This window comes from Coprococcus sp. RTP21281st1_F1_RTP21281_210402 (assembly GCF_040915325.1).
GTDB classification, from domain to species: domain Bacteria; phylum Bacillota; class Clostridia; order Lachnospirales; family Lachnospiraceae; genus Coprococcus; species Coprococcus aceti.
Genome location: NZ_JBCPDQ010000001.1, coordinates 240127 through 266783, shown reverse-complemented (window position 1 = coordinate 266783; position 26657 = coordinate 240127). Strand labels below are relative to the sequence as shown.

The following is a 26657-nucleotide window of genomic DNA, read 5'->3' as shown; positions in this document are numbered from 1 at the left end:
ATACTAAAATTACTAAATCCGAATTAAAATTTACTGCATTGCGTTAAGAGCAGCAGTGATGCTGGCTGCTGGAGCGGCATCGATGATAACATAGTTGAGGTTACCATTTAAAAGATCCTGAACTGCAAGTGAACCGTTCTTGTAGCCGGTTGAAGTCATAGCAAGTTTTGTGAATCCCCAGTCTGCGTCACCCTCGCAGTAGAACTGTCCGGTAGTACCTGTCTGGAAACCAATCTTCATGTCTGAGCCTTTAGCCTGAAGAATTTTGTTGACATCATCAGCTGTCTTGCAATCATCAAACTCTGTATTGTCTGATGTAACGATAAGCTTCTGAGAAGCCTTGTAGTATGAATCTGAGAAGCTTACATACTCCTCACGGTCTGGCTTTATAGTAAGACCTGCCATAGCGATATCACACTTGTGCTGACCAACTGAGAGACATACAGCATCGAAATCCATGTTCTGGATAACGAGCTCCTTGCCAAGCTTGTCTGCGAGAGCCTTAGCTATCTCCATATCGACACCATAGTAGTTCTCACCCTTTGTATACTCAAATGGCTCGAATGCAGCATTTGTTGCAACTACAAGCTGATCCTTGTTTGCGTCGAGTGTTGCCGACTCAACGGCAACTGGCTCGCCGTCACCAAAATAGTGATTGCAGATCTCCTCAAATGATCCATCCTCGTTCATTGACTTGATGAAATCATTGACCTGTGTTAAGAGCTCAGGCTGATCCTTATCAACACCGAAAGCATACTGCTCGTCTGTAAGGTCAATCTCTATGACCTTTGCAGTCTTCTTTGATGATGAAGCACTCTCTGAAGCTGCCTCCGAAGAATCATCCTTGCTTCCACAAGCAGTAAGAGCTGTCATAGCCAGAACTGCTGACATTGAAATTGCTAATAAGTTTTTGAGTTTCATTTTTACATCTTCCTTTCATATTTTATCTGAATAAATATACCATTGTGTTTCAAAAAAAGCAATTAATATATGAAAAAACTCGTTCCAAAAGTGGGAAAAAGTGAGATGCCTAATAAAAACAGGCTTTTATTCATGATTTATAAATAAACATTGTTATATGAATAGTATTTACTATATAATACATTTGTACCAATTAAAAAAATGAAACTCATATTAAATATGAAGAATACAGGGAGGTAAGATTATATGAGATACGAGATCAAAGGCGGCATGATGCCTGTGGTAGAAATTATTCTGGAGGCAGGGGAATCTATAAACTGCGAAAAAGGTGCAATGGTATGGATGTCTCCGAATATGCAGATGCAGACATCAGGTGGCGGAGTAGGCAAGATGTTCACCAGGGCCATATCCGGTGAATCGATGTTCCGAAATACATATACGGCTCAGGGGGGACCTGGACTGATAGCATTCGGTTCAAGCTTTGTGGGGAATATAATGGCGGTTGAGATAGGACCTGGCAAGGAGATCATTTGTCAGAAGTCAGCATACCTTGCATCGACACCGGGAATCAATCTGGAGATAGCTTTTCAAAAGAAGATAGCCGGTGGGTTCTTCGGAGGTGAGGGATTTATTATGCAGAGGATTACAGGTCAGGGAATAGTGTTCCTTGAAATCGATGGTTCTGTTGTGGATTACATGCTTGCACCGGGACAGCAGATGGTCATTGACACAGGTTATCTTGCAATGATGGATGCAACATGTTCCTTAAACGCAGAGACAGTAAAGGGTGGTGCCATGAATATGTTCTTTGGAGGAGAGGGATTCTTCAATACAGTGGTAACTGGTCCTGGCAAGATAACACTTCAGACCATGCCGAAGTCGCAGCTTGCCGCTGAGATAGCATCCATGATACCATCTAAATAACCAATAGAGCCATATATTTAAGCCGACCCCAAAAGAACACTGCAGCATCTTTCAATGTCGGCTAACTTGAAAATAAAAAGTTAAATATAAAATTTTGACGAAAATATAGTCGAATACAGTGATTAAACTTAGATTTTTCAACCAAAATTTGCAAAATACTGCAAACTTATGCGATTAAGGTCTAGACAACCGGAGAAATAAATTATATGATACAAGGGTTGAACGTTAGGATAGTCTATTTGATGTAGAATATTTTGACGTGCAACCTGGACATATAACTATAACATTGTTAGGTAGCAAGGGAGACTTTTATGAAAGCGTACAGTGAATTATCAAGAGAAGAGTTAATGGAACTTAGAGAGCAGCTGCTTGCGGCATATGAAGAGAAGAAGGCTCTTGGCCTGAACCTTGATATGTCAAGAGGTAAGCCATCACCAACCCAGCTTGGAGTATCTGTTGGTCTTATGGATGTTATCAACAGTGATTCTGATATGAAGTCAGAGTGTGGCATAGACTGCAGAAACTATGGGTGCCTTGATGGAATTCCAGAGGTCAAGAGACTTATGGCTGAGATGATGGGAACCACTGAGGATCATATCTTCATCGGTGGTAACGCAAGTCTTACTCTTATGTTTGACACTGTATCAAGAGCATATACACATGGAATAATGGGAGAGACACCTTGGTGCAAGCTTGACAAGGTGAAGTTCCTCTGCCCTGTTCCAGGATATGATAGACATTTTGCCATCACAGAGCATTTTGGAATAGAGATGATCAACATACCTATGTCAGAGACAGGTCCAGACATGGATATGGTTGAAGAACTTGTAAATTCAGATCCAACAGTAAAGGGCATATGGTGCGTGCCAAAGTACTCAAACCCACAGGGAATCTGTTACAGCGATGAGACAGTAAGAAGATTTGCAAATCTAAGACCAGCAGCTAAGGACTTCAGAATCTTCTGGGACAATGCATATGTCATCCATCATCTGTATGAGGACAATCAGGTAGAGATACTTGATATCATCGGAGAGTGTGAAAAGGCCGGCAATCCGGATATGGTATTTGAGTTTGCTTCAACATCAAAGGTAAGCTTCCCTGGTTCAGGAGTTTCAGCTATGGCTACATCACATGCAAATCTTGAGGATGCCAAGAAGCATTACACAATACAGACCATAGGAAACGATAAGGTAAATCAGCTCAGACATGCAAGATACTTCAAGAACCTTGATGGACTCAAGGAGCATATGAAGAAGCATGCTGATTTCATGAGACCAAAGTTTGAAACAACTCTCAAAGTTCTTGAGGAGGAGCTCGACGGACTTGGAATTGGTTCATGGATCAAGCCTCTCGGCGGATATTTCATATCATTTGACGCTATGGAAGGCTGTGCAAAGGCTATAGTTGCCAAGTGCAAGGAGGCAGGAGTTATCCTCACAGGCGCAGGAGCAACATTCCCATACCACAACGATCCAAAGGACAGCAACATCAGAATCGCACCTTCATTCCCTACACCGGAGGAGATGCAGCAGGCAACAGAGATATTTGTTCTCTGTGTAAAGCTTGTAAGTGTTGAGAAACTGCTTGCGGCATAAATGACAATGTCAGAGCTATAATGTAGATAGGATTTATAGACAAATGTAAAAAGATCTCATTCATATGGATGGGATCTTTTTTTTGTGCGGCCATTCACATTATGACTATTTGACGGATTTTGTGATTATACAATCAATAACGATCAAATAGATAATAAAATATGAATAGCGCAATCGGTTGAAATGTCCTTGTTATACATAAAGTCACAATATGTTCATAAAATAGCCATAATTTTGGCGATTTTTCATCATTGATATATCACAATGATGTACTTATAATTTAGAGATGATAAGAATGAGTCTTATTAAGTTGAAATAGAAGTTTATGGTCGGGAGGGGTATGGTTGTTTAACTACTATATATACAGAACCTACTTTAATGCAAAACATAGTTTTAATGGCGACATAACGAAGATACATGGACACTCATTTACAGTTGTCACTTATATAGGTATGAAGGATAGTAAAGAGGATATTCCCTTTTTTAAGTTGGAAGCAATCATCTCGTCATTTATAGATCAGTATAGGGGACGGTATCTTAATGAACTTCCTGAGTTTGAGGGATGTGGTAATACCCTTGAGACAATAGGCGACTACTTCTACGAGAAATTGCGAAAACAGCTTATGAAAAGTGGTATGGAGTTATACCAGCTTGATATATCTGAGAATCCGCTATGTGTGTATCAGGTATCTGACAGGATGCTGCTGCCGACCATGAACATGGATACAAGCAACAGAAATTATCAGAAGATATTTGATGATATATTGAAACTTGAGAGTATGACAGGACTTAGCTGATATAGATGAAATATATACATATATAAATTGAGCAATGAAAATATACTACAGAGATGAGGCGTGATGAGTATGAAGAAAAGAGAATCGTATAAGAAACATTTGAACAGAGGCGTTATGGCTGTTTCTTTCGCTGTTATTTTTATAGTTTTTTCTATTATGGGCGGCAGAATACAGGCATTTGCGGATGATGCAGTTGCAACCCAGACAGATGCGGCAAAGAGCAATTCAAGTGGACCTGTCACAACAGGGCTTGCCATAGATGGATATTACGGTGAATGGAGTCAGTATCCATCTGCTGATATAACATATAACAGCAACAATGGCTATTCGGTTCACAAGGGACAGATTGCGATAGATGGCGACAGGCTGTATGTGCATTTTTCCATGAATGACCTGTACACATCACAGATGCAGTTCCAGTTCTGGAACATTACAGTAGATGGTAAACAGTGTGTGCTCAATGTATTACCTGTGAATTCAGATGGTTCGATCAACTGGTCGGGACAGATGTATAATCTAGGTGAGGGAATATACAGGAATTTTGGTGTGTTCGCAGGTTACTATACAGATATAGATGGCGATGTGGCATTTACGGTTTATGATGCAGCACACACTGAGACGGGAAAGGGTGATGAGATAGAGTTTTCAATATCAATGAAGAAACTGGCTGATTATCTGGGTATAAACATTGATCAGGGGGCGACTATCACAGTGTCCAACCCTAATATCGGCGCGCAGGGCGTAACTATAACCGGAACTCCGACAGGTCCGTGGGCAGGGGCAGCTATGGCGATGGCACTTGCAACAGGCGGAGTGTTTGTGTGCAGAAGAAAGAAGAGGTAAACCCTCGTATAATAAAATTACTATGTGAAAAGGAGACAGAACACAGGATGAACATACTGTTGATCGTAACGTTTATTATATGGATATATGTGCTTACGGTTCTAAAACGTGGCAAACTCGAATTCTGGTATTTCATTGCAGGCAGTGTGGGTCTCTTTATATACATGCTTATACTGGTTGAGCCGGTCATTCTTGCCCCACTGCAAAAAGCAGTATCCGCAGTGGCAGGGATGTTTGGGGATATGACTGGAATATACGAGTCTTATTTCAACAAAAATGTAATATTTATATCCACAGGGGATACAAACCTTTCAATGTATATAGACTATGAGTGCTCAGGCATCATAGAGATACTGGCATTTTTGGCGCTCCTGTGGTTTTTTCCTTTGTATCACACATATGAGAAAAGCGTGCTCAGCGTAGTGGGAGGATTTGCGATATTTGTGTCAAATGTACTCAGGATATTTGTGATCTGCCTCATAATATATATGTTTGGAGAAAGTTCATACTTCATTGCCCATACGATAATAGGGCGTCTTGTGTTCTATGCATGCACGGTTGCACTATATTTCTTTGTATTTACAAAGTCGCAGATAATAAGACAGAAGGTTGGAGGTTTTAAGTTTGACGCACATAATGCAGATATTTCATAGTTCTATTATATTCTGGGCAGCCTGGGTCATCATACCTATAGTTATGGAGATCATTCCGACCATAGGCAACTTTGTGATACTGATAAAGAAAAAGATAGTGTCACATAAGGAGAAGGCAGTAAACTTTTCACCTGAGATAACCATGATAATACCGGTGTACAATCAAGAGCACAGTCTTAGACGGTGTATCAAGTCAATTAATGATTCAAGTTACCCAAATGATAAGATATATATACTTGTCGTCAACAACATGAGTACAGACAGAAGCTTTGAAGTGTTCTGCGAGTGTCAGGAGGAGTTTCCGGAACTTACCATGAACTGGGTAAATTCAAAGCAGGGCAAGTCTAAGGCACTGAACCTTGGGCTTTTCAACAGCTTTGGCAAATATGTGATCCATATAGACAGTGACGGTGTTCTGCAGAGGGATGCCATAAGAAATATGGTCGTAAAGTTTGAGAGAAACGCTGATATTGACTGTATGACGGGTACAATCATGACAAATCCTGAGATGATAGACGAGACAAAGGGATTCGGACTTCGCCTGCTCAGAAAACTTGAGTTTTTTGAGTATGCCCAGGCTTTTCTTGCCGGAAGAAACTTTCAGTCAGAATTCAACAACATATTTACACTTTCCGGTGCTTTTTCAGCGTTCAGACGTTCCACCATCATGAGAACCAATATGTACAATACGGATACAGTGTGCGAGGACACACACGTAACATTTCAGATAAGAGATGTGCTTGGTGAAAGTGTGGTTCTCTGCAGTGAGGCGATATTTTACGTTGATCCGATAGAAGACGTGAACAGATTGTATATCCAGAGGCAGAGATGGCAGCGTGGGGAGATAGAGGTTGTCCATATGTTCATGAAGAACAGAATGAATGTGGTCAGGGGATTTTTCTCGGATTTTATAGTTAGACTTGTCATGTTTGATCATACATTTGCATTTCCGCGAATGATATGGTACTTCGCACTAATATGTCTGGGATTTGTGAATTACCCATTTAGTCTTATCATACAGTCGGTCATCATTATGTACATGCTGTATGTTTTTACCACAGCACTTCTTTATATATGTATAAGCCTGTTTTTAAAGCCCTTTAAAAAGCTTAGAAGATACTATGTGCGAAAAATTTATCTGATATTTCTGCTGCCACTTTACAATTTTGTTGTATTCTGGTTCAGGTTTGCCGGAATAATAAATTCCATGAAGTCAAAGGGCAGCTGGAAGATGCAGACTTTTTCAGATGAAAGGGATACGGCAGTGGGCGTAGTAAGGAGCGATTTTCTGCGGTTTACACACGGACTAGATAAGGTACGCAGATTTGTCAACTATCCTGAGGATGAGCTGGCAGGTGCACATGAGGAGACCAGATGATGGACAGATCTACAGATAAAAATACAGAGAAGAGAAAAGAAAATAAAAAAACGTACAGGGGAAGACTGGTGGCAGCATTTGTAGTTGTTTTGGTCACCACTTTGCTTGAGATCATATATTATGGATACCATATCATGGACAACAGGGACAATGTTGTACATTCGTTTAAGAATGAACAGGACAGCACAGCGCAGATTATTGCAGATGGGCTGGCTGGGAAATCGGAGGATGCGATGATACATTTCATAAGACATTCTGTGCCGGTATCCGGAACTACGTGGGGATTCATTCTCAAAGATGGCAGAGTGCTGTATATGAAGGATGATGATACAACAAAGAATCTGGAGAATATATCATCTAAGGCGGAATTTGAACTCTATATGGAAGATTTGGGCGGAATAGTCAGTGAGGCGTCTGTGTCTGGAACAGAGTATGTGTGTGGTGTATTTACAGACAAAGATTATGTTCTTGAGGAGTATGGAACCTCAAATATGGAATTCTACATTGTGACAGCCGTTATAGCTACGATACTGGTGTTTGGATGTATATTAATTGAATTTGCAGGGAGGATTGGACATGAGGGAAGAAAAGTTATTGCGCTGCAGTCCGATCTTACAGAGCGGAATGAAAAGTTTGATGAGTATGAAAGACTGACAGACCAGTACGAGGAAGAACTCAGAAACAGGGATTTCGATAAGACGGAGATAAAGAGGGAAGGTTACTATGATTTGGAGATAGTTGACACGCTGTTGTCGAAATCTTCGGATACTGAACTTTTTCCGATCACTTTTATGTTCATTCGCGTCAGGATGGGAGACAGGTATTTCTCACGGGATGCCATTTTCAGGATCATGGACTTTATAAAGGGTTCCATGGGAAAAAATCATGTTACAGCGGAACTTTCAAAGGGATATTTCGTGGTGATCATGTACAAGACGGATCTTGCAGCAGCTGAAAAGACGAGAGAGGAAATGCTGTCCAAATGGGAGGCGTTTTCTAAAGGAGCGGAGCTGGAGACTGTACTCAGAGAAGTTGTATCCACGGAAAATCCAAGAAATACATTTTACCATGAGAAGGACAGATTGCTGGACCTTGCGAACTGGTAAGGCGGCTGCAGATGAGAACAAATTCAAATGATGTTGAGTTCAAATGTTTTGAGAGGTGAATTATATGAGGTTCAGACAGTATAAATTCAAATTCTATCTGAATGCCAGACATGGCATATACAAAAATGGACTCATGGGAGAAATACATCCCCACACATGGGAGATTGTGATAAATGTTGTCAAGGGACGTGATGAGACTGTCAAGTTTCACCATCTTGAACACAGGGTTGAGGAGTTTTTAAGTGCATACCAGGACAAGACGTTAAACGATGTTCCGCCGTTTGATATGATCAATCCGACACTTGAGAATATATGTGAGTATTTCAAGGAAGAACTAACGAAGATATTGAACAGAAACGGTTGGATATTTCTCATGATGGAGATCAGCGAGTCCCCATCGATGTCGTATGTGGTAAGTCTTATCGACGATAGTTACACGGAGGAGATGCAGACGATAAACTCCATAACTGACAGGATACTCAAAGATATAAAGGAAAATGACGAGACCAAATGACAGAAAAGGATAAACTCAGCAGGAGAAAACTTAATATTTATTTCGCTCTTGGTGTGGTTGTCCTTGCCGCACTGGCAGCGGTTGGAGTCATACACTTTAAGAACGTAGTGACTGAACCATCGGGAAATGATGTATGGGGGCATATGTACAAGTCGGAGTATCTCTATAAGGCACTGAAACGTGGACAGATATATCCTCTGTATGACGAGACATGGTATAACGGAATCCAGTTATACAGGTACTGGCCGCCTCTTTCATATTATATAACAGCACTTCTCATGTGTTTCACGGGGGGAAATGTGATAAATGCATATTACCTCTTGTTCGGCGTGTATATATTCTTCGGCGGACTGGCATTTCTGCTCATCGGCAGAAGAATCGGAAGGCCTGTATTTGGAACAGCACTTGCTGTGCTGTGGTTCTTCATGCCTGAAAATGCGAGAATGTACATTGATGAGGGCAATATGCCGAGAATGGTCGTGTCCTTCCTTCTCCCATATCTCATATATTTTATCTGGGTGTATCTCAGGGAAGAGAAGAGATGGGCACTTGCCGGGATTCTCATATTTACAATGCTCATAACCGTTACCCATATCATGATGATAGCTATGATCGGAATAGGAACTTTCTTGTTTTTGTTGTTCGATCATCACAGGAAAATGGGTATAAGACGTCAGGTGATCATCCTGCTCACGATGATATGTGGCATACTCATCATGGGAGTGTGGCTTGTGCCATCACTTTCGGGCGGAATATCATCCATGGATTCCGAGGCAGCATCAGATGTAATGACGATGTGGATGTCTGATCTTTCTTCATCGCTCAATCCGTTAAACCGTATAAATGGAGATATCGGCGCATTTTATTTTGGAATATCCGTTGTCCTGCTCTCCATAGCGGGAATTTTGCTTGCAGATAACAAGAAAAAATCAGGATTTATCCTGGCTCTTGTAATCCTTGTGCTCACGACACCGGATGTTCTGCCGATACTTCGAAAGATGCCGATGAGTCAGGCACTCTGGATGACGCGATTTACAGTTATAGCATATGGATTTTTCTTCCTGTCGCTCATAGAGTGGGAGCGGCTCAGAAAGCCATTTGTGATTGCCTCGGTGATCATACTTGTGGTGGATGCGATACCGTCATTCACATTTGAGAGGTACAGCGTTCCGGCAAATGATGACGGTGTGGCTGTGGCGGGCCTTTTGAGGGATAACACAAGTCAGAGGGCATCGCTCATGGATCTTTCAAGTCTCGGTTCCTATCCATCGTACGGAGTGTGTACAGATGGGGGGGCGTCATATACATTTGGATGGGCATGGCAGGGGGCTGCGACCGCTGACAACATAATGCTGCTCAACCAGGCACTTGAGAATGAACAGTATGATTATCTGTTTGACAGATCGGTCGAGCTTGGAGACGATACAGTTGCAATTGACAGAAAGTATATAGGTGCAAAGGGAAAGACTCTCGATGATGTCACTGCAAGCGCAAAGAAGAGTGGCTACACGTTGACATATGAGTCGGATAAGGTGTGCCTGTTTAAGCTTGATGGTCCGGAGGAGTTCGGTGTTGTCACGCAGTATGATGGCATTGTCATAGGTGACTATGCGGATAGGATAACCCTTGCATTTCCTTCTTTTAAGGCAGGAATGTCCTCAAATATAGAGGATTATTCTACGGACGAACTGAAAAGCTACCATACTGTAATTTTGACCGGATTCTCATATGACACCAGACAGAAGGCTGAGGAGATGGTGAGATCTCTTGCGGATTCTGGTGTAAATGTTGTCATAGACATGACACATGTCCCAGCGGACAGCGCAACGAGGCAGCATGTATTTCTTGGAGTTACGGATATGTCTGTATCATTAAAGTCCAGCTATCCGATTTTTAGCTATGACGGTGAGCAGATATCTACTACAGGATTTCCTGATGATATGTCAGAGTGGAATACCGGATATATAACCGGAGCCATGAACGTGACAGGTACATTCGCTTATGAGATGGAACAGCTTGCATTTGCAGCCACGGACGAGAACAGTCAGAATATCAAATATGTGGGACTGAATCTTTTGTACTATTATAGTGTGACAGGGGACAGCGGTGCAGAGAAGATAGTTGAGGATATTCTTGGCGTGAGCCCGGAGGATCTTCCTGAGAGAACGCTGATTCCTATAAGTAGTGAGATAACGGACGGTGGAATGGTGATAACAGTAAATGATGCTCCGGCAGATATTGCTGATGGAGCCGTGATAAATACTACTCTTGCATATCAGGATATTTTCGTATCTGATTCGGAGATAATGGATGAAAATAATATGCTGTGTGTTGGAACAGGAGTGACAAACATAAAGTTTAAATATCCATTATTTTGGCCAGGAGTGTTGGTGAGTATAGTAGGATTTTGTGGAATGAGTGCAATATGGATACTAGCGTGTAAAGATTACGGAAAGAAAAAAGATTGACAATTTACAAATAATAGTTGTTATATAATAGCTATGTATATAACACGGGGGAAGAAAGATATGTCAGCAAACAGCAGGAACAGAACTGAATATGAGATAAGCAAAGCCAGGAGGAGATTCGCTATCATCTTCCTGGCTGCTGTTGTTGCCACAGCAGGTATGATATCTTTTATCATAACAAAACAGGCAGTTGATAATATGAGAAGCAAGATAGTGAATCTTATATCGTCTAACAACCAACAGCTTGGATACAACGTCGACAATTATCTTGTCGGTATAGAAGATACAGTGGCTCTTTTTTTCTCCGATGATCAGCTGTGTGAGTATGATGCCACAGATGATAGTCTGGATGAATTTACCAGAATACAGCAGGAAGCGGCGATTCAGAATAGGATAAGTGACCTTGGTGTGTTTGACAACTTTACAGATTTTGGTGTCGTATATTCCAATGACAAGAGCGTGGGATGGATTTCCAACACAACACTTCAGGCTTTTCCGGATGGAGGAATATATACATATTTTACTGGACATATAAATGACGAGAAGACAATGTCCGGTTGGTTTTTTGATTATTTAAACAGTCCAGACAGGCTTTTCTACGTCAAGAAACTTAATGAAAATGCTGTGATCGTAACTTCTTTCTATAGCAGGGAACTAAGTTCAGTGGTGAATTTAAGTCATGAACTCAAGGATATGAGGGTGTGTCTTGTAAATGATTCCGAGGAAGTTGCGTATTCAAATAATGCAAAATGCGTTGGAGAAAAAATTGAAGTGAACCTTCCAAAGGAAAATGACGACTTCGAATATCAGACAAATTCGGATGGATATGTTATATCCGTAGCACAATGTTCAAATGGCTGGAGAGTAGTGTCTTACATAGGTGAATCTGAGATATTCAAAGAAGTAGGGAGATTGAAATTGTATTCATTTGTAGCAACTCTTGTGCTGGCTTTATTGGTTGTTGTGACAGGAAGCATTGTATTGAAAAGAATATATACACCTGTTTCCGGAGCTATTGAGGAATTAAAGCAAAAGGCTGAATATGACCAGCTTACAGGACTTATGAATAAAGCTTCGTTTGGAGAAGTTGTTGGATCCTGTCTTGAGGAAAAGTCAGAAACAGTCACACATGTGTTTATAATGATAGATATGGACAATTTTAAAAAGGTAAATGATACTTTGGGTCATGGAGAAGGGGATGTGGTTCTGTCTAAAACTGCTGAACTCTTCACAAAAATGCTTGGAGCAGATTCCGTGATCGGACGGGTAGGTGGTGATGAGTTTGCAGTGTACAGGAAGTTTACTGGATGGACTTTGGAAAGTGTTAGAAAGAAAATGGAATTTGAGCTGAGACTGTTGGCTGAAGATTTTACCAGAACGATTTCGAAACAATATACTGAATGTAATCTTTCGTTATCAGCAGGTGTTTACATAGTAGATGGAGAGAACTCATCTGATTATGAAAGCATGATGAAGAAGGCTGATACCGCTTTGTATAAATCAAAGAGAAACGGAAAAAGTCAGTATAGCTGGTTCGTTGAAAATCAGGATTGATCAGAGGTGAAACAGATGAAACATATAATTAAAAATCACAAAAGAGGATTATCGGTTTTGATGATGCTTTTTTTGCTTTTTGTAATTAGTGGTTGCGGAGAGCAAAAAACAGATATGGCTGTCGGGGATACGATAACTATAGAATATTCCTGGTGGGGCGATGATAGTAGAAACCAGTACACACTGGATGCTGTTGATATATTTGAAAAAGAAAATCCAGAAATAAACGTCAAATGCAAATATGGTGTGTGGAATGGATACGAGAAAAGACAGCATATATATATGAAATCACAGGAGACTCCGGATGTTATGCTCATAAATTATGGCTGGCTTGATACATATTCTTCTGACGGATCTGGCTTTTATGATCTTAATACGCTTTCGGATTATATTGATTTTGAAAACTATACTGAAGAAGAGCTTGCCTTTGGAACAAAAAATGGAAGATTAAATGCTGTTCCTATCGCGTTCAATACGGAGACTTTTTATTATAATGAGACTCTTTGGAACTCATATGGACTTAGTATTCCCAGAACATGGGATGACTTGTTTGATGCAGCCAGAATCATGAGCAAAGATGGGGTATATCCTCTGGGCATGACAAAAAAATCATTATTTTTTATGCTGCTTTCACATTATATACAGACAACCGGAAATGATCCGGTCAAATCTGATGGCACATTGAATCTGAATAAGGAACAGATAGGTGACATGTTGGATTTTTATAAGGAACTACTTGATAAAAAAGTCTTAATGTCTGTAGATTCATTTAACAGGAATGCTTTTGCCAGCGGTGAGGTTGGCGGCACTCTTGCGTGGGTAAGTGATGCAGGAGGATATTGTGATCCTTTGAAGGAAAATGGATATGATGTAAAAATAGGAGAATACATATGTGAGCCGGGGGCAAAATCTTTAGGCTGGTTTGTTAAACCTGCAACAATGTATGCGATAAGTAATAATACTGAACACCCAGAAGCGGCCGCAAAGCTGTTGAATTATCTGTTGAACGGTGAGGAAATGACTTTAAGACAGGGAACAGAAAAGGGTGTTCCGATCAGCAGTTCGGCACTTGCTGTTCTTGATGAGCATGATATGCTGACTGGATTTGAGGTACAGGCAGATGCTATGAGAAAAGAAAACAGCGACAAATTGTCGATTATGGCACCGATATTGGAATCTGAGGATGTGTATGGATCATTTAAATCAGATTCTGACTATTATCTGTACGATAAGTTGAGCCGGGATGAGACTATAGACAGAATTTATAGCGATATGTATAATAAATAAAATAGTTGACAAAATGATCGATTTGTTTTAACATAACGGTGTTATCAAGCGTAACACTGTTATGTTATTTTATATTATAATTAAATGGGTGAGGATTATGGCAAAGAAAATACAACATGACAGCGAGACGAGGAAAGAACTTCTAAAGTGTGCCAAGGAAGAGTTCATGGATAAGGGATTTATGGGTGCGTCACTTAGAAATATATGTCAGAAGGCAGGAGTGACAACCGGAGCTTTATATTTCTTTTTTAAGGATAAGGACGATCTGTTCTGCAATGTTGTGGGACACATGATGGACAGACTCAATGCTGTGTTAACCGAGCATTTTTCCGTTGAGGTGGACGAGATGAACAATGGCATGGCATCAGACCACAATGAGGACAGTGATTTTGAGTCGGCCAGGAACATAGTGCATGAGATTTATATGCATAGAGAAGAAGTGCTTCTTGTTCTTACGAAGTCACAGGGATCCAGCATGGAGAGCATGCCAGACAATATAGTGGATCAGATGGATGCACACAATGCATTTATATGTGAGGCGATGTGCAGGGCTTATGGAACACCGATGGTTGACAGGAATGTGGTACATTGGATGTCTCATTCACAGATTGATATGTTTATATTCATGGTGACACATATTGACAATGAGAAGGATGCCTTGAAGTTCGTTGAGACAGGTATGAAATATCTGATCTCAGGCTGGTATGGCCTGGTTAAGCCGTGGCAGGATCCAGAATAAAATTTGATCGGAATAGAAAATTGAAAACAGTAAAATGAAAAATGTGGTACAGGGGAATCAAATTCCCATTATGTCTTATTATAGGTCTTCCGAATTACAGGGAAGACCTAAAAAAAGGCTTAAACCATAACAGCGTTATGTATGCAAATGAACATTTGAATAACCACTAAAGTGTAATGGGTTGCTATAAAAAATAAAGTAAATGAAAATTAGAACAACGAGGATATCATAAAGGAGGAAAAATTATGTATTTGGAAGTGTCAGGAGTAAAGAAGAGCTATGGAGAGGGTGGAAGCTATGTGCAGGTGCTTAAAGGTATAAACACAGGTGTTGAAAAAGGACAGATGTGTGTTATACAGGGAACGTCAGGTTCAGGTAAGTCAACACTTCTGAACTGTATAGGTGGTCTTGACACCATGGATTCAGGTTCGATAAAGGTTGATGGAACAGAGATATTTGGTATGACCAGCGACCAGCTTGCGGACTACAGACGTGATAATTTGGGATTTATATTCCAGTTCTATAACCTTGTTCCAAACCTCACCGTGAGGGAGAACATACAGGTGTGTGAGTATCTGACAGATGATCCGCTCCCTATGGATGACTTGATAGAGACTCTAGGACTTACTGAGCATCAGAACAAGTTTCCCTCACAGCTCTCAGGTGGACAGCAGCAGAGATGTGCTATAGCGAGAGCTCTGGTTAAAAATCCAAAACTCCTCCTCTGTGATGAACCGACAGGAGCTCTTGACTCCAAGACTTCAAGAGATATACTTGTTCTTCTCGAGGAAATAAATGCGAAGTATGGAACGACCATGCTGATAGTAACACATAACAATTCCATCAAGAACATGGTGCACAAGGTTATCTTCATAAAAGATGGCCTTATAAGCAAGGAGTATGAGAACGAAGTGAGAGTTCCAGCGTCAGAATTGGAGGATTTGTAATATGCAGAAGGTTTTGAGAAAAAGGGTTCTGAGGGATCTGAAGAATAATCTGTTCAGATACATAGCACTTGCATTTCTTATCATCATGGGTATGTATGTCATTGTCTCGCTGATAGGAGCCGGATATGCGATCATTGACAATGGCGAGACACATGACGAGGCAAATAAGATAGAGGATGGTCAGTTTTCCGTATTCGTTCCACTGAGCGATGAAGAAATATCCCGGCTTGAGGATGTGGGTACTGAGGTTGAGCAGATGTTCTACGAGGATTACGATGTCATGGATGGCAAGACTCTCAGGGTATTTTCCAACAGGAAGAATATAGATCTTGTGGAGTGCGATGAGGGAAGACTGGCTGAAAATGATGATGAGATAGTTGTTGAAAAGAGATTCAGTCAGGTTAATGAAGTATCGATTGGAGATACGATACAGATAGCCGGAAATGATTTCAAGGTGACAGGAATAGGGACATCACCTGATTATAATGCTCTTTTCAAGGAGATGTCAGATACTGTAGTTGACAGTAAGGTGTTTGGAACGGTATTCGTTACAGAGGGGGCGTATGATAAGCTCCATGCAACAGGCGAGAGTGTTAAGACAGAGACATATCTTTATGCGTTCAGACTTAAGGGCAAGACCACATGTGATGATGTGAAGGATGCACTTGAAGACATCAAGGTCGACACAGACAGCATAGATGATGAGTATTTCCAGGAGTATTGGGATAGAACTGGCGGAGCCATAAACGATTTCAAGGATGGCATAAAGGATCTTAAGTCAGGCGCAAATGAACTTGCAGATGGACTTGGAGAACTCACTGATAACAACAGGAAGCTCAACAATGCGGCACAGGAGCTGTTTGATGCATATCTTGAACAGGCGTCATCATCTCTCTCAGCGTATGGTTTGGATACAGAGCTCACAGAGGATAATTACAATGACGAGATGACTAAGATTGCCGACAGTCAGGGCGGAGTTTTGGCGATGAGCATTGAAAGTGCCCTGAGTGACATTGACAGCATCAAGGCATTCAAGGACGGTATTAAGGAGTATACCGACGGAGCTACAGAGGCAAAGGATGGCTCGGATGAGCTTGCGGATGGAGTGGCAGAACTCAAGAAGGAGACGGATTCATTCCTCAAGGATTACGACACAGATCTTGCAAATATTACATCATTTGTGACAAGTGATGATAATCCGAGAACAGGCGGAGCCGCTGATGACCAGCAGATCAATGTACAGGCGGGATATTTCTTCGGTGTGCTGCTCATGTTCCTGTTCACATATGTAATATCAGTATTCGTTGTACATGGAATAGAGAAGGAGAGCAGCGTCATAGGTGCACTTTATGCCCTGGGGGTCAAGAGAAGAGATCTCATGATGCATTATCTGACACTTCCGGTCATAGTCACAACAGTTGCAGGCATAATCGGTTTTCTGATCGGGATAAGCAATGTGGGAATCCCTGTTCAGATGGCAGATGCATATGCGTATTATTCCATCCCTGCTATGGATGTAAAGATTCCGCCGATTCTTATAGTGTACGGTATTGTGATGCCTCCACTGACAGCGATAGTTGTGAACTACTTCGTTATCAGAAAGAAGCTCTCACAGACAGCTCTTTCACTTATAAAGAATGAGGTCAAGCAGCCGAAGGGCAGCAATGTCGATCTCGGAGACATGGGATTTGTCGGAAGATTCAGAGTCAGACAGATGCTCAGAGAGATGAGAACAGGGTTGACCGTTGTGATCGGAATGTTTATAGCCCTCATATGCCTGATGTTAAGCCTTAACACTGCAACTTTCTGTTCAAAGGTCAAGAAGCAGAATGTGGAGGATACCCATTATGAATATATGTATACATACAAATATCCTACAGAGAATCCCCCTGAGGGCGGTGAGGCAGCGTATGCTAAGACTTTGAAGAAAGAGGTATATGGTTACAACTGGGATGTGACAGTTCTTGGACTTTCAAAGAATACTAAGTATTTTGATGTTGACCTTAAGGATGGCAAGAACAGAGTTGCCATATCATCATCATTTGCTGAGAAATATGGTTATGGTGTGGGTGACGAAATCGTGCTCCACGACGAGGAGAATGATATAGATTATGGTTTTACAGTGGACAGTGTGACACAATATACTCCGGCATTTTATGTTTTCATGACTATAGATGATGCAAGGGAGCTGTTCGGAGCTGGAAGTGATGAGTACAATGTAGTATTTTCAGACAAGGATCTGGAGGTTGATCCTGCAAGACTTTACGCAACCACAACAAAGACCGATATAGAGTCGGCTGCTGGAATATTTGCAGATCAGATGAGAAGTATGGTTATTATGATAGTTATTATCTCGACACTTATATTCGTAGTGGTAATGTATTTGATGATGAAGGTTATGATTGACAGATCAGCATTCTCGATTTCATTGATAAAGGTGTTTGGTTTCAGGACGAAGGAGATCAGAAAGCTATATCTGGATGGTAATTTCTTCATAATCGCAATCGGAGCAGCCATATGCCTGCCACTTGCAAAGCTTATAATGAGTGCAGTGTATCCTTCTCTGGTGTCAAATGTAAACTGCGGCGTCAAGCTGACATTTGCCCCATGGCTCTGGGCTGTGCTTTACGGCGGAATACTTGTCCTGTATTTCATAATCAACAGAGTTCTTGTTGGCAGGCTGAACAAGATCGTGCCGGCTGAGGTGCTGAAGAACAGAGAGTAAAGATAGTGGCAGTATGATATAAAAGTACCTTAAAATAATATATGATTGCGGAGGCGGTATAAATAATCGTCTCCGTTATTTTGTGTGCAAAATTTGTCTGAAAAGCGGATAGGTATTGTGATTGTTGGCGGGACTATACGGGATATATACGCGTTTTTTCTTGCACAATGTGCAGTTTATATTGTAAAATCATATATGATATGCAAAAAAGTAATAGGAAAAGAGAAGTACAGATATGGAGAAATTACTTAAGATCATTGCCGATGTGAATTCATCGGTGAACAATTTTATATGGGGAGTGCCATCCATGATATGTATCGTGGGCGTGGGACTGTGGCTCCTCATAAGAAACAGGGGGGTTCAGTTTACAAAGTTTGGATACGCGTTCAAGCATACGTTTGGAAGGATATTCAACAAGAAGGAGACTTCAGATGGTGCCATCAGTCCTTTTCAGGCCATGTGTACGGCGTTGGCGGGAACGGTTGGAACGGGAAATATAGCCGGTGTTGCTGGAGCCATCGCCATAGGCGGTCCTGGTGCGGTATTCTGGATGTGGATCTCAGCACTTCTTGGAATGGGAACAAAGTTTGCAGAGGTCGTACTTGCAGTGTTCTATCGTGAGAAGGATGTGAATGGTGACTGGGTCGGCGGACCAATGTATTACATCAAGAATGGCCTAGGCAAGAATGCTTACATCCTGGCTATAGCATATTCAGTCCTCGGTATACTCACAGTGTTCGGAACAGGAAATGCAACACAGGTCAATACCATCACAACAGCTATAGATTCAGCACTTTTTAATTATAATCTGGCTGACAAGAGCAATACATTTACAATCAATCTTGTGATAGGAATCATAATAGCTATTCTTGTTGGTCTCATACTTATAGGAGGAATCAAGAGAATAGGAAGCGTGACAGAGAAGCTGGTGCCATTCATGGCTGCTATGTATATCATCATGGCTATAATTCTTGTAATAATCAATATCAAGAGTGTGCCGGGAGTGTTCGCTTCTATATTTGAAGGTGCATTCAATCCGAAGTCCGTGACCGGTGGAATAGTTGGAAGTCTGTTCCTCAGCATGAGAAAGGGTGTATCGAGAGGTATTTTCTCCAATGAGGCAGGTCTTGGTACAGGATCCATAGCCCATGCATGTTCTGATGTAAAGCATCCGGTGCAGCAGGGACTCTGGGGAATATTCGAGGTATTTATCGATACTATAGTTATATGTACGCTTACGGCACTAGTAATACTGTGCAGTGGAACTGAGGTAGCCTACGGACAGGCTGCAGGAGCCGATCTCACGATCAACGGCTTTGTTGCAACCTACGGCAACTGGATATCGATATTCACAGCGGTGGCTTTGTGCTGTTTCGCGTTCTCAACCATACTCGGATGGGGACTTTACGGTTCAAGATGTGTCGGATTCCTGTTTGGAAGTAAGCTTATCAAGCCGTTCATGGTTGTGTATGCATTTGTCGCAATCATCGGTGCGACCATGGATCTCGGACTTCTCTGGGATATAGCGGACACCTTCAACGGACTTATGATCATACCTAACCTGATCGCAGTATTCATGCTGTCAGGTACAGTTGTGAAGCTTACCCGTGAGTATTTTCAGGATGGACCGGGCAAGTTTGGGGTTGAGACCGGCAAAGAGAACTGATAAATGAAAGGGACTTTTATATGGAAGAAATATCAAGTGAGATTTCTAACAAGTATGCGATACTTATCGATTCAGAGAATGTATCGGCAAAATATATTGAGAGTATATTTGATGAGCTGTCAAGGCTCGGCTCAATAACGGTGCGGAAGATATATGGGGATTGGTCAAAGAATAACAATGGCTGGGACAAGGATTGTCTGCTGTCATATTCTATACAGCCTGTACAGCAGTTTTCATACACGGCGGGAAAGAATTCAACGGATTCGGCCATGATAATAGATGCGATGGATCTTCTCTATACGAGCAATATAGATGGATTCTGTCTGGTGACAAGCGACAGCGATTTCACTAGGCTTGCATCAAGACTCAGGGAGGCTGGCAAGCAGGTCATCGGAATGGGAGAACGCAAGACTCCGAAAGCGTTCGTGAGTGCGTGTACAAGCTTCAAGATCCTTGATTCACTGGTGACAGAGGATCTCAACAAGCCGGCATCAAAGAATGCCATGCTTGAGGCTGCGGCTGTGGACGAGTCATATATCACAAGCATAAGGGACATAAAGAAGACGGTCTACAATATAATAGATGAGAACGATGACAAGGATAAGAAGACTCATATGGGTGAGATCGGAAGCCGCCTTGTGAACAAATATCCTGACTTTGACGTGAGAAATTATGGGTATTCCAAGCTGTCAACATTCCTCAGTGAGGAGTTTGACGATCTGGATATAGACAGCGGCAGGCAGAAATTTGTGTCCATCAAGAACCATATCGATCCTAAGAGTGCTGTCAAGCTGCGCATAGTGAGACTTCTCACGGAGAATTCTGACACTATGTACAATATGGGACTGCTGAATACAGAACTTAAGAATATTATACCCGGCTTCAGCATAAAGAAATATGGATACAGTAAGTTTTCAAGCTTTCTCAAAAGCTTCGGTTGTTTTGAGATCGTGGGAGACAGGGTAAAATTGACAGATAAGTAGAAAGTGTTTAATGCTTAAATATGTCAAAATTTAGAAAAAATGCCAAATAAATTAACGCTTTTTGTTGAAAATCAATAAGAATAGTGATAAATTGAAAATGTGGGTTTTCAGGTACAGAAAATTCACTATGGGGGAAGAAGTGTACGTGCATATTAAGGAGAGGCATAATCTATGATACTTATTGATACTCAAAAAGAGGAGTTTAGCAAATTAAAAGACATACGTGTTTTTGGACGTATAAGTCATGAGAACAGATTCAACAAGAATCTGCTCGTAATAGGTCTTGGGGGACTTGGAGGCAGGACCGTTTGCGCGCTTAAGGGTATGCTGATGGATAACATCACACCCGAGGATAACATTAATTTCCTCATGATAGATTCAGATATAGCAGAGATGGAGGCTACCATAGATGATAGCAAGGAGGGTGTAGGTTTCAATGCCCTTGAGGTTATCAGTATATACAGACCGGACATTGAGAATGTTCTGGAGAATGGAATCCAGAAGAATCCGATCCATGAGAATCTTGCAAACTGGATGGATCCTGAATTCCCGGCTATCACGATAGGAAGAGACGGAGCAAAGGGGAACAGACAGATTGGACGTCTGATGTTCTCGAATGCATATACGGATGTCAGAATGCTCCTTTTTGATAAGCTTCAGGATGTATACGACAAGACAACGGAGGGAACAGTCGATGTTCTGATCGTATCCGGAATCGCCGGAGGAACCGGAAGTGGAATCCTCTCAGATGTCGCATATAACATTCGTGCGTATGGCAAGGCGAAGAAGTGGAACAATCTGAGGATTGGCGGTTGCCTGCTCACACCGGATGTACTGTTCGGTCATAAGGCTGTATACGAAGATACAGAGCTTGTGGCGAGACTCAATGCAAATGGATGTGCGACCCTCAAGGAAGTTGATTATTATATGAAGCTCTCCGAGAAGGATGACAACTATACATTTATCAGTAAGTCAAACAAGATGGTCATCAGGGAGAATCTCTTTGATGCCTGCATGCTTGTATCAGGTAGAAAGGACGAACAGGGCTACATACCTGAGGGATACATCACAAGGGATACAGCAAGCTTCCTCTACAGGCTAGCCAGCAACAAGTTCATTGGCAACAATGACGTGGAGAACGACAGGAAGCTTCTCAGGGATGTATTTTTTGAGAATGAGGGATATTCCATCACGAACTGGAAGATGGAGCAAAGTGACGAGAATATCAAGAAGTCAAACTGCTATTACAAGGTAGTAAGCGAGGCTGACTACCATATTCCTATCAAAGAGATAGAGAATATGTGTGAGAATGATCTGTTTTCCCAGGCATATAAGGGATTGTTCAGATCTCCGTTCAAGGAGGGCAATGCCGAGGAGGATATCAAGAATGTACTCACAGAGCTCACTGTATTCTTGCAGGAGGAGCAGGGTGAGAATATCAAACTTGCCGTGAACGGTCTCATACAGTACGGTCAGATCACCAAGCCTACATATAAGATGATAAAGAAGAATACGGACGGTCTTCGAGAGGGCTTTGCCAAGAAGATGGAGAACTTTGAGAAGGAACTTCCGGTTATCATAAAGTCGATGAAGAACAAGCTTTGGAGTTCACTTGATGATGTGATATCCAAATATATGAATGAGTTTGGCCCATATGGCGCAATAGATGTCATAGGTGCACCGAGTGCCGGTGTAACAGATTCTACAAAGGGTATGATGGCTGAAGTCAGAAAGCTTGAGAAGATGATGAAGGATTATACACCGTCGGGTGAATATACCAGAATCATTGATTCCATCAAGACCATTGTTGCGAAGAGATTCTTCACTTTCCCTTCAGCGAAGAGGGAGACTGAGAATGGTTATTTCGATGCATGCATCAAGGAAGCACTTGCTGCGGAGAGAACAAAGCTTATAGATGAACTCGATGCACAGGATCTGTTTGGAGATACACTTAGATGGCTTCAGCAGAGGGCAGAGAGACTTGACGAGATATATTCACAGTTTGGAGAGGATCTGAAGAATTCCATCGAGGATCTTGCGAATAACGGTGATAAGGCTGTTGGCAATATACTCAAGAAAGCCAAGAGACATGAATTCCTTCCGACTGATTATGTCACATCCAGAAGGATAAAAGAGATGGAGACAGGGATCATCAAGCTCATGCTGGACAACGAGTCCAATATAGACAGTGGAAGAGTTGTTCCTGTCAAGGATGAGATGGAGAAGATATACAGAGAGCTATTTTCCGGTGTCGGAGCATATGGTCCTGAGAAGATGTTCACAGTGGCATTTGCTGATAAGAAGCTCACGGAGCAGGATCTCAACGTTATGTACGGATCTCCGATCAACGACAGGAGAACATCCATCATGGAGGAGGCTGCCAGGGCGTTTGTGGATGATATATCAGAGGAACAGCCTCTGTGTGTTCTTGCTGACGGATATAAGGAGAAGCTTCTTGCAAAGAAATATATATCGGTTCCAAATGTGATGCCGTATTTCAGCAAGGCAGTCAAAGCGATACTGATGGCTCCACCTTACAATGAGAAGGAGGATTCAATAACGCTCAATCCGGGTGAGATAGAGATCTCGATCGATGATATATTTGTCGGTGTTCCGGTATCCATGATGCAGTGTGCGATGGAGATGCAGATGGCTTACAATGCAGTATATGATTACAAGGGACTTCATATTGATGAGGTGAACAAGGATATGAAGAGCTTCCCTGATTTTGTCACAATATAGGTTAGTTTATACAGCCCTTTAATATGCGAGTATTAAGGGGCTGTATTGTTGTTATGACCATGGCGTATTTGGTAGAAAGAGATGGAATTGGATTTGAATAAATCTTTTAACGGATACAGAGCATATATAATGGATACGGGGGCATTTGCTGACGATGGGATATATGGCAGATGTCTGGATGCAGTATCGGAATACAGAAGGTGTAAGGTGGAACGTCTCAGGAGGCGGGATGACAGGAATGCCAGTCTTGCAGCGGGAATCCTGCTTGCACATGCTCTCAGGGAATGTGCCGGAATTGATGAACGGCTGGTCACGTATGAGAAGAATAAGGCGGGAAAGCCGTTTATAAAGGACATTCAGTTTTCGATAAGCCATACCGAGGGTTGTGTGGCGGCTGCGATAGGCAGTGAGCCTTGTGGTATAGACGTTGAGAGAGTCAGAAGGATACCGGACAGCATAGTTAACCGCCTGTATTCGGATGAGGATAAAAAATGTGTGATGTCGTGTGCACACCCGGAAATATACAGCACATGTGTGTGGACAAGGCGCGAGGCGTACAGCAAGATGACCGGAACAGGCATACTTATGAAGGATGAGGAACAGCAAATGGTCATGGACAATGCGCATATGGAGAAGAAGAATATCTGGCTGGGCAATTATGCAGTATGCAGGGCTGAGTGTGACGGCCGTATGCATATGGATGAAATAGCGGATCCTGCGCATGCAGAGGGAGATATGAATATAGACTTTATAGCTGCATTTTGCGCAGCTTCTGATGGAACTTTTTCACCGGATATTAAGATGATTGATTCGGCTGATATTGTGTGTTATTATGTTTAATTAGGTGTATTAGGAAGAACTACATAAGGAGAAAAAAATGAGTAAAAAAGCTACAAAGGCGCTTAACAATAAATATTATGTCGCAAGATATAATGCGTCTAAGGTGAACGATAACCTTACAAGCAGGGAGAAGAGTGCAGAGGTGCTCAATATAGACAGGACAAGGCTTTCAAGAATAGAGCTTGGCACAGTAGTTCCGTACCCTGAGGAGGTACTTTCCATGTCAAAGGCGTATGACATACCCGAGCTCTGTAACAGCTATTGTTCAGGCGACTGCCCTATAGGAAAAGAGACGGTGAAGCCGATAAATGCGGACAGCCTTGACAGGCTCATACTTCAGTTCCTCGGATCCTCCAAGAAGATGGAAGATATATCTGAGCAGCTTATAGAGATCACCGCTGATGGAATAGTCGATGAGACCGAGGTTGCAGCTTTTGATGCTGTCCTTGAGGAGCTGGAGAAGATGTCTGTGAATATACAGTCGCTTATGCTCTGGGCTCAGAAGAACAGGGACATTTTGAAGAATAAGAATCAATAAATTGTATATGAGGAAAAGATAATGGATGACAAGTTAAGAGAAGAGATCAACAGAAGAAGGACATTTGCCATAATTTCACATCCTGATGCAGGTAAGACTACACTCACAGAGAAGTTTCTGCTCTTTGGCGGCGCAATAAACACAGCGGGATCTGTAAAGGGAAAGGCAAATTCCAAATATGCAGTGTCGGACTGGATGGATATAGAGAAGGAGAGAGGTATCTCGGTAACCTCGTCTGTTCTGCAGTTCAATTATGACGGATATTGCATAAACATACTTGACACACCTGGACATCAGGATTTCTCGGAGGATACCTACCGTACACTTATGGCTGCGGATTCTGCGGTCATGGTGATCGATGCATCCAAGGGTGTTGAGGCTCAGACCATAAAGCTCTTCAAGGTATGTGTCATGAGACATATACCTATATTCACATTTATAAATAAGATGGACAGAGATGCAAGGGATACATTTGAGCTTCTCGATGATATAGAGACTGTTCTCGGTATCAAGACATGCCCTGTCAACTGGCCTATAGGTTCAGGAAAAGAGTTCAAGGGTGTATATGACAGAAAGACCAAGATAGTGTCCACGTTCCAGGCTATATCGACAGGTGGAGCCAAGAAGGCGGAGGAAACAGATTATCATATAGACGATGAGGCTCTCAAGGAGCTTGTCGGCCCATACCTCTTTGACCAGTTAAATGAGGAGATAGAGCTTATAGATGGTGCCACAGAGGAGATGGATATAGAGAAGGTCAGAGCCGGAGAGCTCTCCCCTGTATTTTTCGGTTCTGCGCTGAATACATTTGGTATCGAGCAGTTCCTGAACTATTTTCTTAAGATGACGACACCTCCTATCGGACGTAATTCATCAGAGGGAATCATAGATCCTGTAACAGAGCCGTTCTCAGCTTTTGTGTTCAAGATCCAGGCAAATATGAACAAGGCTCACAGAGACAGAATCGCATTTATGAGAATCTGCTCTGGTAAGTTTGAGGCAGGCATGGAGGTATATCATGCTGCCAGCAAGAGAAAGATCAAGCTTTCCCAGCCTCAGCAGCTTATGGCTCAGGACAGAAAGATCGTCGATGAGGCTTATGCCGGTGACGTTATAGGAGTATTTGATCCTGATCTGTTCTCCATCGGAGATACGCTCACAACAGGCGGAAAGAAGTTTGAGTATGAGGGTATCCCTACATTTGCACCGGAGCACTTCTGCAGGGTTGTTCAGCTCAACAGCATGAAGCGTAAGCAGTTTGTCAAGGGTGTTACCCAGATTGCCCAGGAGGGTGCTATACAGATATTCCAGGAGTACACTGCGGGACTTTCGGAGATCATAGTCGGAGTTGTAGGTGTGCTTCAGTTTGATGTACTTAAGTACAGACTTGAGAACGAGTACGGCTGTGAGATAAGACTTGAGCCGATACCATATAAC

The 26657-nt window shown here is 42.0% G+C and carries 21 protein-coding genes; 20 read left to right on the top strand and 1 reads right to left on the bottom strand.

Annotated features, from left to right (window positions below; translation table 11 throughout):
- Positions 1-30 precede the first annotated feature (30 nt).
- Entirely contained in the window at positions 31-921 is an 891-nt protein-coding gene (locus AB5150_RS01255; protein ID WP_004853029.1) for a transporter substrate-binding domain-containing protein, read from the bottom strand.
- Between the two features lie 246 nt (positions 922-1167).
- On the opposite strand from AB5150_RS01255, the gene AB5150_RS01250 reads away from it, so the two are divergent.
- The 20 genes from AB5150_RS01250 to AB5150_RS01155 all read left to right on the top strand — a co-directional run.
- A complete protein-coding gene (locus AB5150_RS01250) occupies positions 1168-1845 on the top strand; it encodes a TIGR00266 family protein (protein ID WP_022216357.1) in 678 nt (225 codons plus the stop codon).
- 311 nt (positions 1846-2156) lie between these two features.
- Positions 2157-3440, top strand: a complete 1284-nt coding sequence (locus tag AB5150_RS01245; protein WP_055272838.1) for an aminotransferase class I/II-fold pyridoxal phosphate-dependent enzyme — start codon at positions 2157-2159, stop codon at positions 3438-3440.
- A gap of 344 nt (positions 3441-3784) precedes the next feature.
- Entirely contained in the window at positions 3785-4237 is a 453-nt protein-coding gene (locus AB5150_RS01240) for a 6-carboxytetrahydropterin synthase (protein ID WP_022216358.1), read from the top strand.
- Between the two features lie 69 nt (positions 4238-4306).
- Entirely contained in the window at positions 4307-5080 is a 774-nt protein-coding gene (locus AB5150_RS01235; protein WP_015535029.1) for a Firmicu-CTERM sorting domain-containing protein, read from the top strand.
- Between the two features lie 47 nt (positions 5081-5127).
- Complete coding sequence (xrtG, locus tag AB5150_RS01230; protein WP_015535028.1) at positions 5128-5733, top strand: exosortase family protein XrtG; 606 nt, start codon at positions 5128-5130, stop codon at positions 5731-5733.
- The gene (locus AB5150_RS01225) at positions 5705-7111 is read left to right on the top strand and encodes a TIGR03111 family XrtG-associated glycosyltransferase (protein WP_022216359.1); all 1407 of its coding nucleotides are present in this window, start codon (positions 5705-5707) and stop codon (positions 7109-7111) included. The genes xrtG and AB5150_RS01225 overlap by 29 nt, the downstream gene beginning before the upstream one ends.
- Positions 7111-8217, top strand: a complete 1107-nt coding sequence (locus AB5150_RS01220) for a hypothetical protein (protein ID WP_055222731.1) — start codon at positions 7111-7113, stop codon at positions 8215-8217. The genes AB5150_RS01225 and AB5150_RS01220 overlap by 1 nt, the downstream gene beginning before the upstream one ends.
- Before the next feature lie 64 nt (positions 8218-8281).
- Complete coding sequence (locus tag AB5150_RS01215; protein ID WP_022216361.1) at positions 8282-8731, top strand: 6-carboxytetrahydropterin synthase; 450 nt, start codon at positions 8282-8284, stop codon at positions 8729-8731.
- Entirely contained in the window at positions 8728-11199 is a 2472-nt protein-coding gene (locus AB5150_RS01210) for a 6-pyruvoyl-tetrahydropterin synthase-related protein (protein WP_368291073.1), read from the top strand. Before AB5150_RS01215 ends, AB5150_RS01210 begins: the two co-directional genes overlap by 4 nt.
- 60 nt (positions 11200-11259) lie before the next feature.
- Positions 11260-12753: a GGDEF domain-containing protein gene (locus AB5150_RS01205; protein WP_022216363.1), complete on the top strand. Its 1494-nt coding sequence runs from the start codon at positions 11260-11262 to the stop codon at positions 12751-12753.
- A 114-nt stretch (positions 12754-12867) separates the two neighbouring features.
- Positions 12868-14040: an ABC transporter substrate-binding protein gene (locus AB5150_RS01200; protein ID WP_368291072.1), complete on the top strand. Its 1173-nt coding sequence runs from the start codon at positions 12868-12870 to the stop codon at positions 14038-14040.
- A 97-nt stretch (positions 14041-14137) separates the two neighbouring features.
- Positions 14138-14779 (top strand): TetR/AcrR family transcriptional regulator, encoded by a 642-nt coding sequence (locus AB5150_RS01195; protein WP_055144308.1) that lies wholly within the window; start codon positions 14138-14140, stop codon positions 14777-14779.
- A 245-nt stretch (positions 14780-15024) separates the two neighbouring features.
- Positions 15025-15726 carry an ABC transporter ATP-binding protein gene (locus AB5150_RS01190; protein ID WP_117548877.1) on the top strand — a complete coding sequence of 234 codons (702 nt, stop codon included), beginning with the start codon at positions 15025-15027 and terminating at the stop codon, positions 15724-15726.
- A 1-nt stretch (position 15727) separates the two neighbouring features.
- Positions 15728-18451: an FtsX-like permease family protein gene (locus tag AB5150_RS01185; RefSeq protein WP_368291071.1), complete on the top strand. Its 2724-nt coding sequence runs from the start codon at positions 15728-15730 to the stop codon at positions 18449-18451.
- A gap of 235 nt (positions 18452-18686) precedes the next feature.
- A complete protein-coding gene (locus AB5150_RS01180; protein WP_368291070.1) occupies positions 18687-20117 on the top strand; it encodes an alanine/glycine:cation symporter family protein in 1431 nt (476 codons plus the stop codon).
- A 20-nt stretch (positions 20118-20137) separates the two neighbouring features.
- Entirely contained in the window at positions 20138-21100 is a 963-nt protein-coding gene (locus tag AB5150_RS01175) for an NYN domain-containing protein (RefSeq protein ID WP_022216373.1), read from the top strand.
- Between the two features lie 171 nt (positions 21101-21271).
- Entirely contained in the window at positions 21272-23842 is a 2571-nt protein-coding gene (locus AB5150_RS01170; protein ID WP_161171944.1) for a tubulin-like doman-containing protein, read from the top strand.
- 93 nt (positions 23843-23935) lie between these two features.
- Positions 23936-24682, top strand: coding sequence for a 4'-phosphopantetheinyl transferase superfamily protein (locus tag AB5150_RS01165; RefSeq protein ID WP_158547572.1), 747 nt, complete (start codon positions 23936-23938; stop codon positions 24680-24682).
- Between the two features lie 37 nt (positions 24683-24719).
- Positions 24720-25220: a helix-turn-helix transcriptional regulator gene (locus AB5150_RS01160; RefSeq protein ID WP_015535018.1), complete on the top strand. Its 501-nt coding sequence runs from the start codon at positions 24720-24722 to the stop codon at positions 25218-25220.
- A 21-nt stretch (positions 25221-25241) separates the two neighbouring features.
- Positions 25242-26657: peptide chain release factor 3 (locus tag AB5150_RS01155; protein WP_368291069.1), on the top strand; the 1416-nt coding region annotated here is incomplete at its 3' end.